This window comes from Acinetobacter towneri DSM 14962 = CIP 107472 (assembly GCF_000368785.1).
Lineage (GTDB): Bacteria > Pseudomonadota > Gammaproteobacteria > Pseudomonadales > Moraxellaceae > Acinetobacter > Acinetobacter towneri.
In genome coordinates this window covers 6,459-7,052 of the sequence record NZ_KB849674.1, presented here as the reverse complement: position 1 = coordinate 7,052, position 594 = coordinate 6,459, and the positions used below count along the sequence as shown (strand labels likewise).

Sequence of the window (594 nt, the reverse complement as noted above, 5' to 3'; positions counted from 1 at the left end):
AGGTTGCTGTGCAGGAACCCGTTCAAGCAATTGCTTAAATTCTACTGCTGTCCTTGCGGTATGCCACTGAACTGTTTTTTGAGTGTCCTGTACAAACCAGCGTTGACTATGCTGGTACTGATCAAATGCTACCAATGGTGTTACCACTAATAATAGCAATAGATACAACCACTTCAACTGATCAGGATACTTTATCAAGCGATATAGCGCATAAACAATAAAGGCGATACCAAGTATCAAACTTACAATCTGTATCCAGCCATCTGATAAAAGCGGGCGAATAAAGTAAATTGCCAGTGCAAGCATAATAAAGGCGAAGATCACCTTAATCTGATGCATCCATTGTCCTGCTTTAGGTAAAATTTTGGTTCCAAGGAAAGTGGCAATTAATAATGGAATTCCCATCCCGAAACCAAGACAAAATAACAATAAGGCGCCACGCCACTGATCCTGAGTCTGTGCGATGAATAACAATGTTCCTGCTAAAGGTGCTGTCATACATGGGCCGACCAGCAAAGCAGAAATCACGCCCATCACGGCAGCACCAATCAAAGTGCCACCCTGCTGTACAGATTGAATTTGATCCAGTTGATT

The 594-nt window shown here is 42.4% G+C and carries 1 protein-coding gene; it reads right to left on the bottom strand.

The window, feature by feature from the left end; genetic code table 11:
• On the bottom strand, window positions 1-594 hold a 594-nt coding region (locus F947_RS00255; protein WP_004969039.1), incomplete at both ends, for a cytochrome c biogenesis protein CcdA.